Source organism: Comamonas badia DSM 17552, assembly GCF_000484635.1.
GTDB lineage: Bacteria > Pseudomonadota > Gammaproteobacteria > Burkholderiales > Burkholderiaceae_C > Comamonas_C > Comamonas_C badia.
The window spans coordinates 1-12883 of the sequence record NZ_AXVM01000006.1; the positions used below are offsets into that span (position 1 = coordinate 1).

General features: G+C 67.0%; 12 protein-coding genes. All 12 read right to left on the reverse strand.

Annotated features, from left to right (window positions below; genetic code table 11):
• Positions 1–232 (reverse strand): transposase (locus tag K320_RS0112970; RefSeq protein WP_407059766.1); only part of this gene is annotated, 232 nt, incomplete at its 3' end.
• Between the two features lie 160 nt (positions 233–392).
• Positions 393–1604, reverse strand: coding sequence for a peptide-methionine (S)-S-oxide reductase MsrA (gene msrA / locus K320_RS18185; RefSeq protein WP_051384920.1), 1212 nt, complete (start codon positions 1602–1604; stop codon positions 393–395).
• A gap of 106 nt (positions 1605–1710) precedes the next feature.
• Positions 1711–2562, reverse strand: coding sequence for an anti-sigma factor family protein (locus tag K320_RS0112980; RefSeq protein WP_024539269.1), 852 nt, complete (start codon positions 2560–2562; stop codon positions 1711–1713).
• 20 nt (positions 2563–2582) lie between these two features.
• Positions 2583–3098, reverse strand: a complete 516-nt coding sequence (locus K320_RS0112985) for a sigma-70 family RNA polymerase sigma factor (RefSeq protein ID WP_024539270.1) — start codon at positions 3096–3098, stop codon at positions 2583–2585.
• An 18-nt stretch (positions 3099–3116) separates the two neighbouring features.
• Positions 3117–3491, reverse strand: coding sequence for a COG4315 family predicted lipoprotein (locus K320_RS0112990; protein ID WP_024539271.1), 375 nt, complete (start codon positions 3489–3491; stop codon positions 3117–3119).
• Positions 3492–3640: 149 nt separating this feature from the next.
• Entirely contained in the window at positions 3641–6238 is a 2598-nt protein-coding gene (gene clpB / locus K320_RS0112995) for an ATP-dependent chaperone ClpB (RefSeq protein ID WP_024539272.1), read from the reverse strand.
• A 182-nt stretch (positions 6239–6420) separates the two neighbouring features.
• Positions 6421–7296, reverse strand: coding sequence for a LysR family transcriptional regulator (locus tag K320_RS0113000; RefSeq protein ID WP_024539273.1), 876 nt, complete (start codon positions 7294–7296; stop codon positions 6421–6423).
• Between the two features lie 24 nt (positions 7297–7320).
• Complete coding sequence (locus K320_RS0113005; RefSeq protein WP_024539274.1) at positions 7321–8328, reverse strand: ferredoxin--NADP reductase; 1008 nt, start codon at positions 8326–8328, stop codon at positions 7321–7323.
• Positions 8329–8338: 10 nt separating this feature from the next.
• Complete coding sequence (locus K320_RS0113010) at positions 8339–8992, reverse strand: aromatic-ring-hydroxylating dioxygenase subunit beta (RefSeq protein ID WP_024539275.1); 654 nt, start codon at positions 8990–8992, stop codon at positions 8339–8341.
• Positions 8989–10335, reverse strand: a complete 1347-nt coding sequence (locus K320_RS0113015; RefSeq protein ID WP_024539276.1) for an aromatic ring-hydroxylating oxygenase subunit alpha — start codon at positions 10333–10335, stop codon at positions 8989–8991. Before K320_RS0113015 ends, K320_RS0113010 begins: the two co-directional genes overlap by 4 nt.
• 30 nt (positions 10336–10365) lie before the next feature.
• A complete protein-coding gene (locus K320_RS18420) occupies positions 10366–11103 on the reverse strand; it encodes a type 1 glutamine amidotransferase (RefSeq protein WP_024539277.1) in 738 nt (245 codons plus the stop codon).
• A gap of 9 nt (positions 11104–11112) precedes the next feature.
• Positions 11113–12591 carry a glutamine synthetase family protein gene (locus K320_RS0113025; RefSeq protein ID WP_024539278.1) on the reverse strand — a complete coding sequence of 493 codons (1479 nt, stop codon included), beginning with the start codon at positions 12589–12591 and terminating at the stop codon, positions 11113–11115.
• Positions 12592–12883: the final 292 nt, after the last annotated feature.

Consider the following 12883-nt stretch of genomic DNA (forward strand, 5'->3'; position numbering starts at 1 on the left):
AGAACACCCCAGTGGCATAACCGTAGACCACCACCTTGACCATCATCGCCGGATGGAACGGCTGATTGCGCGGCCCACCCTTGGCATACCTCGCATGAAACGCCGACAGATCCAGCGCGTCGACCGTATCGCTGATGAAGTAGGCCAGATGCCCCTGCGGCAGCCACTCCTGCAGCGTCGGCGGCAACAAGAGCGATTGCTCAGGAACGTACGGTATGTAGCTCGCGGTCATGCGCGTCATTCTCTTTCACCATTCCGAGCGCGTGGCGTCTGCCGCGCAGACTCCTAGCCCGGATATTTCAGCAGCATGCGCAACGGGTTGGAGCCCGGCGCCGTTGATGCTGTAGTACGGGCTGCCGAAGGCGCGCTCGGTGGCATTGCGCTGGGTCACGTCACAGGACAGGCGGCTGAGCTTTTGCCCCGAGCGTGGCGTCATCGGGTACGGCGGGGCTGGCCGGGTTCGGCACGGCCTTCCGGGAACTGGCCTTCTGCGCGCTCTCCAGGGGCTTTTCGGCCAGGGACAAGTCCACGTGGCAGTAGCCGTTCGGGTTCTTGGCCAGGTAATCCTGGTGGTATTGCTCGGCGGGGTCAAAGCCTTTGAGCGGCTGGTTTTCAACCACGACGGGCTGGCGATGCTTTCTTTGCTCGCTGGCCAGCGCCGCGGCGATCACGGGCCGGTCGGCCGGGTCGGTGTAGTAGATGCCGGTGCGGTATTGCGTGCCGCGATCGTTGCCCTGGCGGTTGAGCACGGTGGGATCGATGATGCGCAGGTAGTGCTCCAGAATTTGCTCCAGCGTGATCTGCTCGGGATCGTAGGCGAGCTTGATGGTCTCGGCGTGGCCGGTGTTGTTGCGCATGACATCCTGGTAGCTCGGCTTGCGGTACTTGCCGTTGGCGTAGCCGCTGACGGCCTCGACCACGCCATGGATGCGCTCGAAATAAGCCTCCACGCCCCAGAAGCAGCCACCGGCCAGGTAAATTTCGCGGGTTTGCACGGGCCTCGCGGCCTGCCTGCCGGCATCCCCGGCCTTGTAGAAGGCCTGGCTGAGGCTGCCGATCTCGTGCCGGGGATTGCGCAGCAGCGCCAGCGCATCGGCCTCACTCATGCCGCCCTTGACGATGCGCTGAAGATTGCCCCGCTCATCCAGCAGCGCCCAGCTCGGGTACACGGCAACGCCCAGCTCATGGGCCAGGCGCCCGCCCCGGTCCAGCAGCGTGGGCGCGGTCTTCAGCGCCAGCCCGGCGTACCAGCGGCGAAATGCCTCCGGGCCACGTTCGCCCAGGTATTCCGGCGCTGCGACGGTGACGACGTTGACCCCCTTGAAGGCCTCGCTGCCCCGCCATTGGCCGGTTTCTTCCAGCGTGGCCAGGCAGACTGGGCACCAGCTGGCCCAGAACTTGACCAGCGTCGGCTGGCCGCGCACCAGCAAATCGCCGTCGGATGGTGCATCGGCCTGCGGCAGCTGCTGCAACTGACCCAGGAGCGGGGTGGCCTGGCCCACGGCCGCCTGCGTTCCGAGGTAGGCGAACAGCAGCGAAAGCACGACGATGGCCAGCAGGATGCGGGGGATGCGGGGGATGCGGCGCTGGGGCAGGGGTTTCATGGCGATTGGAGCGGGCATGGAAAAAAAAGTTGCGTGTACCGTATACCGTTGGCACCAGGCGTGCAGACGGCGCGATCTTCGTCCCGGGCGGGAATCTGGCTGCCATTCAACGCGCCTGGCGCGGCTCCAGCTGGTGGTACACGTCGGTCGCCAGCGCCTGCAACCGGGCACGCTGCAATTGCCCCGAGAGCGCGTAGCCAAAGCCGCCGTCCACCCAGTAGAAGCTGGAGACCGGCCCGTCGCTCTCGAAGCGAAATGCGCTACTCTGCGCCAGCGCATCCTGCGGCGCCACGGCACCCAGATAGAGCGTGATGCGCTCACCCGCGGCATCCTGGAACATGAACTGCGCCCGCGCCCCGGCTTCACCCGGCAGCAGCCGCCCACCGACCAGCGCATAGCCTTCAGCGCTCAAATCGGGCACCTGCAGCGGGCGGTTCAGGCGCTTGGAGAGCCACCGCACCAGATGGTCCTGCTGCGCCGCCGGCACTTCGACGGGATGCAGCTTTTCCGGCTGATAGACCGCATAGGCCAGCGAGGCCTGCCGCGCGAAGCGCTGGTCCACCCCCTGCGCCCATTGCGCAGACTGCGCCGCGCCGGGCTGCATCGAGGGCCAAAGCTCGCGCCCCAGCCAGCCGACGCCAAACGCCACCAGCACCGAGGCCGCCATCGCCGCGCGCCACCACCAGTCATTGGCGCTGCGGCGCTGGCCTGCCACGCGCCGGGCAGCGGCTTGAAGGGTGGGCGGCACGGGTTCATCCAGCACCTCGCGGTGCAGCTTTCCCAGTGCCTCGCGCTGCGCGCGCCAGCGGCGCACGGTCTCCGCGGCCTGCGGGTCTGCAGCCAGCGCCGCCTCGGCAGCGGCGCGCGCCCGGGGTGCCAGCCTGCCATCGACCAGCGCATGCAGCGTGGCTTCGTCCGGCGCACCGGCTGCGCTGGGTTGGGGAAAATCGTTTGCCATCTCTGCTCCAGCACCACACCTTATTTCAGGCGCCGCAGCGCCGGTTCGGCAGGCGCCGGCGCACCGGCGCCTGCCTGCATCAGCTCGCGCAAACGGGCACGCGCGCGCGCGAGGCGCGACATCACCGTACCCACGGGAATCTTCAGCACCCGCGCCACCTCCTGGTAATCCAGGTCTTCCAGCGTCACCAGCAGCAGCACCGCGCGCTGCTCGGCGGGCAGGCGCTGCAGGCAGCGGTCGAGATCCATCGCTTCGTCCAGCGGCCGGCCGGGCGCCACGAGCTCGTTTGCTACATCATCAATAGCTACCACCGCAGACCGCACCTGCGCTGTACGGCATTCATTCAGATAAAGGTTGTGCATCAAGGTGAACAGCCAGGCACGCAGATCGGTGCCGGCGATCCACAGCCGCCATTTGCCGCAGGCGCGTTCCAGCGTGTCCTGCAGCAGGTCGTCGGCCGCCCAGCGGTCGCCCGTCAGCGCACGCGCATAGCGGCGCAGCGCGGGCAGTTGCTGGACAACCTGTTCGTGCTTCACGCGACGGCTGCCGTCAAATCACGGGCGGGCCGTCTTCCAGACGCCGTTGAAGCCGTCGCCGGTGGTGTCGCCGGGCTTGGCGTCCTTGACCCAGAAGTACAGCGGCTTGCCCTTGTGCGCCCACTGCTTGGCGCCATCATCGCGCGTGATGACGCTGTAGTCGCCCTCGGCCATTGCGGCGCCATCGGCCGCCAGCGGCGGCCAGTTGGCCGCGCAGGGGCCGTTGCAGGCGGATTTGCCGCTGCCCGCCTGGTCTTTGTCGAAGGTGTAGAGCGTGTGGCCGTTGGCGCCGGTGAGCACGTCGCCCTTGGCCTGCACCGGGGGCGCGGCAAAGGCGCCGAGGCTGAAGGAGAGCGCGGCGGCCAGGCCGAGGGAGGAGAAAAGCAGCTTCATGGAAGGGGTTCCTGAAATGGATTGAACACACCTGCATGAACACTTTCAAGTGCCGTTTTATTCCATCGCCTGCAAAAAATTGTCGGCCTGCTTGGGCGCGAGCCCCCATCCCGGCCTTCCCCCGGAGGGGGAAGGAGCGAAAAACACGATCACTCGGGCTCGCCGCTGAACTCGAACACGCCCGGCGCCTTGATCGGATCGACGCTGACGCCGATCCTGGTCTTGGGCGGGAACCTGCCTTCCAGCAGCAGTTTGGAGAGCGGGTTCTCGATGCGCTGCTGGATCGCCCTCTTGAGCGGCCGCGCGCCAAACACCGGGTCGAACCCGACCTTGGCCAACTCGGCCAGCGCCGCGTTCGAGACCTCCAGATGCAGGTCCATCCTGGCAAGGCGTGCCTCCAGCAGCTTGAGCTGAATGCGCGCGATCGCTTCAATGTTCTTGGCGTCCAGCGCATGGAACACCACGGTCTCGTCGATGCGGTTCAGGAACTCGGGGCGGAAATGCGTCTTGAGCTCTTCCCACACCGCGTCCTTCACCTCGTCCGCGGGCTGCCCGACCATGGCCTGGATGCGGTGCGAGCCGATGTTGCTGGTCATCACGATGACGGTGTTCTTGAAGTCCACGGTGCGGCCCTGGCCGTCGGTCAGGCGCCCATCGTCCAGCACCTGCAAGAGCACGTTGAACACGTCCGGGTGCGCCTTCTCCACCTCGTCGAGCAGCAGCACGCTGTAGGGTTTGCGGCGCACGGCCTCCGTGAGATAGCCGCCTTCTTCATAGCCGACATAGCCCGGAGGCGCGCCAATCAAGCGCGCCACGCTATGCTTTTCCATGAACTCGCTCATGTCGATGCGCACCATGTGCTCTTCGCTGTCGAACAAAAAGCCCGCCAGCGCCTTGCACAGCTCGGTCTTGCCCACGCCGGTGGGGCCGAGGAACAGAAAGCTGCCCAGCGGCCGGTTCGGGTCCGACAGGCCCGAGCGCGAGCGGCGGATGGCGTTGGCCACGGCGGCAATCGCCTCGTCCTGGCCGACGACGCGCTCGTGCAGCTTGTCTTCCATCTGCAGGAGCTTGTCCTTCTCGCCCTGCATCATCTTGGAGACCGGGATGCCGGTGGCGCGGCTCACCACTTCGGCGATTTCCTCGGCGCCGACGTGGGTGCGCAGCAGCTTGTGCTGGGGCGCGCTGCCGCCGGCCTCGCTGTCCTGCGCTTCCTTGAGGCTTTTCTCCAGCTCGGGCAGCTTGCCGTACTGCAGCTCGGCCACCTTGTTGAAGTCGCCCTTGCGCTTCAGGTCCTCGATCTGCGTGCGGATCGCGTCGATTTCCTTCCTGATCTGCTCGCTGCCCTGGGCGCTGGCCTTCTCGGCCTTCCAGACCTCCTCCAGGTCGGCGTATTCGCGCTCGGCCGTGGCGAGATCTTCCTCGATCAATTCGAGCCGTTTGTGCGAGGCCTCGTCGGTCTCCTTCTTCATCGCCTCACGCTCGATCTTGAGCTGGATCATGCGGCGCTCCAGCTTGTCCATCACCTCGGGCTTGGAGTCCATCTCGATCTTGATGCGCGCCGCCGCCTCGTCGATCAGGTCGATGGCTTTATCTGGCAGAAAGCGGTCGGTGATGTAGCGGTGCGATAGCTCCGCCGCGGCAACGATGGCCGGGTCCGTGATATCGACGTTGTGGTGCGCCTCGTAGCGCACCTGCAGGCCGCGCAGGATGGCGATGGTGTCTTCCACGCTCGGTTCATCGACCAGCACCTTCTGAAAGCGCCGCTCCAGCGCCGCATCCTTCTCGATGTATTTGCGGTATTCATCGAGCGTGGTCGCGCCTATGCAGTGCAGCTCGCCGCGCGCCAGCGCCGGTTTGAGCATGTTGCCGGCGTCGATCGCGCCCTCGGCCTTGCCGGCGCCGACCATGGTGTGCAGCTCGTCTATGAAGAGGATGATGCGGCCCTCGTCCTGCGCCACTTCCTTGAGCACGGACTTGAGGCGTTCCTCGAATTCGCCGCGGTACTTCGCGCCCGCGAGCAGCCCCGCCATGTCCAGCACGAGCACGCGCTTGCCCTTGAGGCTTTCGGGCACCTCGCCGGCGATGATGCGCTGCGCCAGACCTTCGACAATCGCCGTCTTGCCCACGCCCGGCTCGCCGATCAGCACCGGGTTGTTCTTGCTGCGCCGCTGCAGCACCTGGATGGTGCGGCGGATCTCGTCGTCGCGGCCGATCACCGGGTCGAGCTTGCCCAGGCGCGCGCGCTCGGTCAGATCGAGCGTGTATTTTTTGAGCGCCTCGCGCTGGCCCTCGCCCTCGGCCGAATCCATCGCCTGACCGCCGCGCACGGCCTCGACGGCCGATTCCAGCGCCTTGCGGGTGAGGCCCGCTTCCTTGGCGATGCGGCCGGCCTCGCCATTGGAATCGGCCAGCGCCAGCAGAAACATTTCGCTCGCGATGAACTGGTCGCCGCGCTTGATGGCTTCCTTCTCGGTCGCCTGCAAGAGCTTGAGCAGATCGGGGCCGGGCTGCACCTGTTCCTGCCCCTGCACGCTGGGGAGGCGCTTCATGGCGGCATTCACTTCTTGCGCCAGACGCGCCACATTCACCCCGGCGCGCGCCAGCAGGGATTTGGGGCCATCCTCCTGCTGCAGCATGGCCGCGAGCAGGTGCTCGGGCTGGATGTAGGCATTGTCATGCCCGAGCGCGAGCGACTGCGCGTCCGCCAGGGCTTGCTGAAATTTGGTGGTGAGTTTGTCGAGTCGCATGGAACCTCCGAATGGTCCTTCAGATAGGGCAATTCCGAGCGGTTTCAAGCCGGACGCGCGTGCCGAGGCGCCTCTCATGCCAGCCGTTTTTTTAGACAAAAAAGGCTTGCAACGCTTTACCACCAAGCGCTGATAGCTACTCTATAGATAGCAAACCTCAGAGACCGGCGACCCGGCCCTGCTCACTGCGGCCAGCGCGCCAGCTCGGCCTGCAGCAGGTCGGCCAGGTCACGCTGCCAGACGGCATGCATGTCGAAGCGGCTGACCAGCCACAGCTCCGTATCGATGAAGACGTCCGCCGGGCTGGCCACCAATTGCGGGTGCTCCAGCGCCAGAAACCGGGGCAGCAGCGCCAGACCCTGGCCGAGCGCACACCACCGTGCCAGGTGCGTGAAGCTGTCGGACTGCAGCCGCACCCGCCCGGCCAGGCCGAAGCGCGACCAGTCCTGCTGGGCGTAGATGAAATCGTGGTCTTGATGGAAAAACTGCAGGTTCATCGCCAGCAATTGGTGCTCCCGGTGTTCCTGCGCCAGATAGGCACGGCTGGCATAGGCACCGACCGCGACGTTGCCGAGCTTGCGCACACGCAGCGAGTTGCTGTTGCGCTCCGGGCGCGCCAGGCGCACGGCGATATCCACCTGATCCTGCTCCAGGTTGACGAAATGCGCCTCGGTGGTGATGGTGAGCACCAGCCGGGGGTATTTCTCGCTCAGCGCCGCGAACACCGGCGCGAAGCGCTGCGCGAACATGTCCATCACGCTGATGCGGATGGTGCCGGCGCCGGCCTGGTGGTCCTGGCAGAAGCTGCGCGCGGCGACTTCCATGCGCTGCGCCGCCGACACGAGCGCGTGCAGGTCGGCCGAGGCACGCCAGCCGCTTTCCGCCCGCACGAACAGGGCGCGGCCAAAGTGCTGCTCCAGCTGGCGGATGCGCCGGCGCAGCGTGGAATCGTCGATGCCCTCCAGTTCGGAGGCCACTTCATAGCTGCCGTGGCGCTCCAGCGCCAGGAAGGCCCGGATCAGGTCCCAGGGCGGTGTAGCGGCGCCGTCTCGGGTCATGTGGCGTGGTCCGTGGTTCGCAGGTCAGGAAAAGCGCAGCCGCAATTCGGGGCTGGCAGCGCGTGAACTGCAGGCCAGCAGCCAGCCCGCGGCCACATCGTCCTCGTCCAGCACCGAGTTGTCCAGCCGCTGCACCTCGCCCGCCTGCAGCCGGCACATGCAGGACGCGCATTCGCCGACTTGGCAGGCATGCGGCGCAGGCAGTCCGGCGCGCAGCATGGCGGTCAGCAGCAGTTCGCCGGGCTGCACCGCGATGGTGTGGGTCTGGCCCTTGATCTGCACCGCAAGGGTCGCCGCCGGACCGTCGGCGGCATCCTCCCGCGCGCCCTGCACCGCAGCGCCAAAGTCCTCCCGGTGCACGCGGGCGGCGTCGAACCCGCAAGCCGCCAGAGCGGCGGCGGCGGCGCGCATGAAGGGCTCGGGGCCGCACAGATAAGCATCCGCCTGCTCCAGCCCATGCGTCTGCCGCTCCAGCCCGGCCTGCGCCGGCAGGCCCTGTTCGGCGTCATGCCAGTATTCGATCTCCAGCCGGCCTGCGCTGGCGGTTTGCAGCGCCTGCAGCTCGGCCAGCAGCATGGCGCTGGCGCGGTCGCGGTTGGCGTAAAAAAGCCGCACGCGGGACGCACCGTGCGCGAGCGCCTCGCGCGCCAGCGCGAACACCGGCGCGATGCCGCTTCCGCCGGCGTAAAACAGCACCGGCCGCCCCGGCCGTGCCAGGGTGAAGCGCCCGGCGGGCGGCAACGCCCGCAGCGAGTCGCCGGGACGGGCGTTGTCGCACAGCCAGTTGGACACCCTGCCGCCAGCCACGCGGCGCACCAGCACGCTGATCGGCCGGCCGATCACGGGTTCGCTGGTGATCGAGTAGCAGCGCCAGAGCTCATCGCCGTCCACCTCGGCGGCCAGGGTCAGGTATTGGCCCGGCAGAAAGCACAGCGGCGGCTGCTCGCCGCTCTCGCCCAGGCTGAGCAGGACCGCGTCGCTGCCCTGGGGGGCTACGTCAGTGATGGTGAGTGATTGCGCTCGCGTGGCCATGCCGTCGTTTTCAGAGAAAAAAGGAGTTGTTGCCCTGCGGCTGGTCGCAATCGATCAAGTTGACCTGCTTGAGCACGATGCGCAAACCCTCCGGCGTTGCGCGCAGCACGAAACCGTTCCAGCCTGCGAGCAGGCGGCCATGGCCCTCGCGCGACTCGGCCAGCAGAAAGCTGCAGCGCGCGCGCCACTCGTCGGTGCGGTCCGGGCTGGGCCAGACCTCCAGGCCGCTGTACTGCCGCGCCGTGCGCGAGGCCGGGGCCTGCGAGAACGCAAGGCCCGTGCCCAGCCGCGCGACGCGATCCAGCAGCCGGCGGCGGTCGTGGAATTCCAGCGTGACCGCCTGGCGCGGATCGGCCGCGGGCGCGCTGGCCGGAATCCAGTAGGCGCACTCCTGGTCAAACAGCGCCAGCCAGCGCACGTACGCTTCCTGCGCCCGTGGGCCCTGGTCCAGCAGGCGCGCCTCGAGCGTCAGCAGCCGGGCCATCTCGGCCTCGCGCGCCGCCGCCACGGCGCCGGGCGCGCGTACCGCAGGTGCGGCCAGATCGGCCGATGTCTCCACCAGCCAGTCGTAGAACGAGGGCACGACGTAGAGCGACGGCGGCTGGTGGCGATACGCGCGCGCGCCCTGCGCCGGAATCGCGGTGGAAGGTGCCGTGCTGCTCATGCCAGCCTCCCCTTGTCCACGCGCAGCGTGGGTTCGGCCTTCATCAGGCGCTTCCACTGCGCGTAATAGTTGCGCATGTGCAGATCGGTGGTCACCGGTCCGCGGACGATGCCATCCTCGGCCGGCACGTCCCTGCCCGTCTCGTGGTGCCGGCTCATGTCCACCCATTCATCCTCGGGGCTGTTGGTCAGGCCGCGCTGGCATTCCTCGAAGTTGGCCGCATCGTCCATCTCGCCCATGACCGGAAAATCTTCCTGGGTACGCAGGCGCATGGTGTTCACCTGCGCGTCGGCGTCGCGGCGTTGCGTCGCGTACCAGTGCACCCCCGTGGCGGCGACGGCCAGCGGCTGGATCACCTGCACCTGGTTGCCGATCAGCGCCAGGTTGGGAAAGATGTTGAGATTCATGCCCGCGCCCACCGTGGTGTCCAGCACGCGCTGCGCCTGCTCGCCATGGGTTGCGGCCACATGGTCTTCAAAAGGCTCGCGCCCCGGCTGCGGGCGCTGCTGGCGCCAGGCCGATTCGCCGTGCATTTCCGGGCGCTGGTCGATCACGGTGTGACCGCTGTCCAGCGCGCTGCAGGTCATCCTGGAGCGATCGGCATCGGCAAAATAGGCCATGTCGCCGCCGCCGTAGCGCTCATTGGTCATCACAAGAAGCGATTGGTGCGAAAACGGCACGTGGTAGCCGTCCCCGGTGTTGTCCCACACCAGCTTCCAGTTGCACGCCAGCCGGAAGCGCTGCGCACCGGCCAGGCACAACTGCCGGGGCCCGCCGTTGTGCTCGATCCAGGCGTCCAGGTAGCGCGCCGCGTTGCCTAAATGCCGTACCAGCGGCGGCGCATCGGGGTTGAGCGTGGCGAACACGAAGCCCTTGTAGGAATCGACCTGCGCCGGCCGCGCCAGATGCATGTCGCGCGACTTGAAGGCGGGGCCGTAGGCGTTCTTGCCCGGGACGCCAAAGAGCTGGCCGCGGTTGTCGAAACGCCAGCCGTGGTAGGGGCAGGTGAAGTCCGCGGCGTTTCCCCGGTGCTCGCGGCAGACACTGGCGCCGCGGTGCGAGCAGCGGTTGGAGAACACGCGCACCGCGCCATCTTCGTCGCGCGCGACGATGACTTCGCGCACGCCGATCCAGGCCAGCTTGAAATCATTGGGCTCCGGTATCTCGCTTTCGTGGGCCAGGTAGACCCAGGTGGCGGCGAAGATGTTGTTCATCTCACGCGCGAAAATGTCCTGGTCGGTATAGACGCGGCGGTGCACGCGGTCTTCCCGCACCAGAGCATCCCAGGCGCCCGCGGCCAGCGGTTCGTGCGGGAGGATCGAAATTCCTGCGGTATTCGTCATGGGGCAATTCCTTGTGTCAATGGCGGGGCATCACGCTTCGGTGGCAGCCGCAGGCAGCCTGCCTGCATCCAGCAGACGCCGCCCCAGCGCAACCACGCGGTCGGCATCCAGGGGCTGCCGCGACTCTTCCTGCACGCGCACCCATTGCGCATCGTCGAACAGGGCCCGGTGATACGCCATGAACGTCTCCTGCAGAAAGCGCCGGTCCACCTCGGGGTGCCCCTGGATGCCCAGGAACCGTCCGTCCACCAGAAAGACCTCGTGCGGGATGGTTGCCGAGGACGCCAGGGAGACGGCCTCGGGCGGCAGGCGGGTTACGCATTCCCCATGGCTCTGCACCAGGGAGGTCGGGCCGCCGCCGGCCTGGCCGCCGATCAAGGCCTGCGCCTGCACGCCCCAGCGCAGCTGGTCCACGCCGAGCTTGAAGCGGCCGGAGGGGTTCTTCCCGACCTGCCCGCCCAGTGCCGCGGCAATGGCCTGGGAGCCGAAGCACAGACCGACCACCGGCGCATCGCCGCGCCGCGCCTGCGCCTGCAGAAAGGCCATCAAGCGGCGTACCAGCGGCGTCTGCGCATCATCGACCACCGACCGGGGGCTGCCACTGATCACGTAGCCCGCATAACCCGTGGCCCGTTCAGGAAAATCAGCCTGGGCAGGGTGGAGAACATCCCATTGTTCGTCTTTCCTGGCGAAGGTCGAGATGATTTTTCCCTGCCACTCTTCATTCCCTGGCGCGTCGACGCACCAGATCACAGCGTATTTTTTCATGTCGTCGCGTCAGAACAATTCGAAATATTCACGGTGCTCCCAGTCGGTTACCGTGTCTCCGGCGAAATCCACCTGCCCCTCGGCCGCCGAGAACCGGGCCCATTCGCTGCGGCGCAAATGCAGCCAATAGCGGATGAACTCCTCACCGAAGGCCTCGCGAAAGAAGGCCGAGGATTCCAGTACATCCAGCGCCTCGGCCAGGTTGTGCGGCAGGATGGGCACGTCGGCTGCGTACGGCGTCTCCTGCAGCGGCCCCGGATCGCGTTGGCGGCGAATCCCGTCCATGCCCGAAAACACCTGCGACGCGAGGTACAGATAGGGATTGGCGGCCGGCTCGCCGACGCGGTTCTCGACCCGGCTGGCCGAATCGCCCGGCGCGGAGATGACACGCGCCAGCGCCGCGCGGTTGTCCTTGGCCCAGCTCACGCGGTCGGGCGCCAGCGAGTACGGGCGGCGGCGGCGGTAGCCGTTGATCGTCGGGGTCGTGAAGCTCGACGCCGCGCAGGCATGCTCCAGCAGACCGCCCACGTAGGCCCGGCCCAGCGCCGACAGCGGCTCGCCCGGCTGCGGCACGAACGCATTGGCGCTGCTGCCGCGCGCGCTGAGCGACTGGTGCAGGTGCCAGCCCGAGGAATAGAACCCCGGGATGGCGGGTTTGCACATGAAGCTCGCGAGATACCCGCGGCGGCGGCAGATCTGCTTGACCGCATTGCGGAACAGCACCATGGCGTCCGCCACGTCCAGGCCGGACATGACGTCGAAGGTGGTTTCCATCTGGCTTGGCGCCCACTCGTCCTCGATGCTGCGCAGCGGCAGGCCCAGGGCGAGCAGGTGCTGGCGCACCTCGGCCATGATGGGCTCGACCTCGTCCAGGTGGTTTTCCAGCAGGTAGGAATAGCCCTTGGCCACCGGCATCACCCTGGGCGGCGCCGCCGGTGTGCCAGGTCCGCCCAGGGTCTCGGGCTCCAGGCAGGGATCGACGATGCGGGTCAGATACCACTCCACCTCCAGGCCCGCCTGGTAGTCGTAGCCCAGCTCCCGCAGCTCGCCCAGCGCTTTCTTGAGGATGGCGCGCGGGCTGAGCGTGAAGGGCCGTCCGCTCGTCATGTACAGATCGGCCAGCATCCAGCCGGTGCGATCCGCCCAGGGCAGGATGCGGAAGGTGGTCGGGTCCGGCACCATCACCACGTTCGGGCTGCCGGCCAGTTCGGCGCTGCCGAAGCCGCCGTCGGCGGAGAAGGGGTTGAAGACGATGGCGCTGGCGGTGTCGAAGAAGAACGGCGCCATGGTGATTTCGGAGCCGCTGGCAAAGGCCGACCTGAGCGCAGCCACCGACAGCATTTTCCCGCGCAGCAGGCCATATTGATCCGGCCAGGACAGGCGCACCATCTGCAGGCCCGCCTTTTCGATCTGTTGCAACACCTCGGCTGCCGCCGCCCTTTGGGCATCCGACCACAGCCCATGCAATTCAATGAATTTCTTGCTCATTTTGTCTCCTGGGTTTCATTCCGGCATCCAATGCCGGGGCAAGCGCTTCATCCAGTGGGAATACCAAATACCTCACTTGCCTGTCGGCTATTGTTCTAGGTCAAAAACAGAGCGTAAACACCAAAACTGCGACTTTGATTCGCAATATTGAAACTGCTGCAGCGCAGCAATGGTGCGGGCGGCCTCGAAACAGACCGCCTGGTTCTGGAGGTGAGCGGGGTGGCGCGGGCCCCGGGAACGTCGCTACGCCCTCTTCATGCCCGCTCAGGCGAGCGCCGGCAGGGATTCAAAA